The sequence below is a fragment of the Parcubacteria group bacterium CG10_big_fil_rev_8_21_14_0_10_36_14 genome, assembly GCA_002772895.1.
In the GTDB taxonomy this organism is placed as follows: domain Bacteria; phylum Patescibacteriota; class Patescibacteriia.
Genome location: PFCS01000049.1, coordinates 1 through 2214 on the forward strand (window position 1 = coordinate 1; position 2214 = coordinate 2214).

Below are 2214 nucleotides of genomic sequence, written 5' to 3' on the forward strand. Positions count from 1 at the left end.
TTCCTATCTTATAACCAAGCTTTTGGAGGGGCTTGGAAATAAAGTCGGGTTAACCTCCACGATAATTTTTAAAATAGGTAAAGATGAATGGTTGAATGATAAAAAAATGACAATGCTTGGACGTTTTCATTTACAAAAGATGTTGCGTCAAATGGCAAATGAAGAATGTAAGTATGCAATTATAGAAACATCCTCAGAAGGAATAGCGCAATATAGAAATAAGGGAATAGATTATGATGTGGCGCTTTTTACTAATCTTTCGCCAGAGCACATAGAAGCGCATGGAAGTTATGATAAATATAAAAAGGCAAAGGCGAAATTATTTTCTTATCTTGAACGCGGTCGTGATAAAGGTGTTCCTAAAACAGCAATAATAAACATTGATGATAAAGAGACGGATTATTTTTTAGGATTTAATAACAATAATATTGGATATACTTTAAAAGATTCATATAAAAAACAAGCAAAAAGTATTATATCTGCAAAAAATTTAAGAATTGATGAATTGGGAATAAAATTTTTTATATCCGGTATAGAATTTAAGAGCAAATTATTAGGAGAGTTTAATGCCTATAATCTACTTGCCGCAATTACTTGTTGTAATGCGCTTGGCAAGAAGTTAGAAGAGCTGGTGAAAGGAGTAAAGGAAATAGAATCAGTTCCCGGTAGAATGGAATTTATAAATGAGGGCCAAAATTTTCAGGTGATCGTTGACTATGCTCATGAACCGGCATCAATGCGTGCGCTTTATGGTATTGTACGAGAGATTCCTCACAAGCGAGTGATACATATTTTCGGAGCTACTGGCGGAGGGAGAGACAAGTCGCGTCGTCCAATTTTAGGCGAAATTACAGATCAGAATGCCAATATTATAATTCTTACGAATGATGATCCGTACGATGAAAATCAGGAGAAAATAGTTAGTGATATAAAAAAAGGAATTAAAAAGAAAAAAGAAGGGGAGTCGCTTTTTGTTATTATGGATAGAGAAAAAGCAATAGAGCTCTCCATTGATTCAGCTGAAGATGGAGACATTGTGCTTATAACCGGCAAAGGTTCTGAACAAAAAATTGCTATTGATGGGAAAATGCTTCCATGGGATGACAGGAAGATTGCGAGAACATATCTGCAAAATAAAAATACCCATTAAATATAATTTATGGAACAAAAAAAATCCGATTTCAAAGCTGTAAAATTAAAAGAGGGCGAAGAAGTATTATTAGTTGTTAGACAAACTCCTATTGTTTATAGCACTGCTATATTGTTCGGTCTTTTATTTTTTCTTTTGCCTTTTTTCTTTTTATTTCCACTTTTTTCTTGGGGAAAGATTGGTATGGTTATTTTCTTTATTCTTTTGGGAGGAGCGATATTTTTTACTTTATATCAATTAATCGATTGGTATTTTAATTGTGGGATAGTCACCAATGTAAGAGTTATTGATATTGACCAGAAAGGACTTTTCAACCGCATTGTTTCTGAGGTGCCATATTATAAAATTGATGACGTTTCATATAATATAAAAGGGATTAAACAATCAATGTTCAGATATGGTAATGTAGTGGTTGCAATTAGGGGGTATAGGTCCAGCGTTACTTTACGAAATGTCGCTAAACCGGCAATGATTCAAGAATTAGTTTTGGAGGTTGAACGTCGAGTGCGAAAATGGGATGAAAACGAAGAACAAAAAAAACCGGTAATGGATAAAATTATGGAAGAAATGGATAAGCTTTCATCTGTAGAAAAACGCGCCCTTGCCCTTGCGCTTAAAAAAATGAAAAAAGAATAATTATGAAAGATCTTTCTTTCAAGAAAATATTAGGAATGAAAATAGCGGGTATTGTTATTTTGTTTTTTATTGCTTTATTTGGATTTAATTTTTTTAAAGAATATAATCGGAGTCGGGAGCTTGATAAAGAAATAGAAAAATTAGAAACTGCGGCAAAAGAAATAGAAGCGCAAAATTTGGACATTCTTAATTTGGCGACATATTTAGATACAGAGGAATTTTTGGAAAGCGAAGCAAGAACTAAGCTGGGACTAAAAAAACCCGGTGAAGAAGTGGTGTCCGTTTCTTTACCTGAAGAAGGCACTACGCTTACAAATAATTCTAATAACCAAGAAGAGTCTAATGCTATTTTGTGGTGGAAATATTTTTTCAAAAATTAGCTTGCGGGTATAGTACATTGGTAGTATGCGACCTTCCCAAGGTTGAGA

Annotated in this window: 3 protein-coding genes; all 3 read left to right on the plus strand. The window is 33.6% G+C overall.

What is annotated here, in order from left to right; all coding sequences use genetic code 11:
- Nucleotides 1–1150, plus strand: a 1150-nt coding sequence (locus COU51_03830; GenBank protein ID PIR66459.1) for a hypothetical protein, incomplete at its 5' end; no start/stop codon positions are given.
- Between the two features lie 9 nt (nt 1151–1159).
- Entirely contained in the window at nt 1160–1786 is a 627-nt protein-coding gene (locus COU51_03835; GenBank protein PIR66460.1) for a hypothetical protein, read from the plus strand.
- 2 nt (nt 1787–1788) lie between these two features.
- Nucleotides 1789–2166 carry a hypothetical protein gene (locus COU51_03840; protein PIR66461.1) on the plus strand — a complete coding sequence of 126 codons (378 nt, stop codon included), beginning with the start codon at nt 1789–1791 and terminating at the stop codon, nt 2164–2166.
- Nucleotides 2167–2214 lie beyond the last annotated feature (48 nt).

Coding starts and splice junctions, on each gene's coding strand:
- COU51_03835 (PIR66460.1), top strand. CDS start 1,160: ATGGAACAAAAAAAATCCGATTTCAAAGCTGTAAAATTAAAAGAGGGC.
- COU51_03840 (PIR66461.1), top strand. CDS start 1,789: ATGAAAGATCTTTCTTTCAAGAAAATATTAGGAATGAAAATAGCGGGT.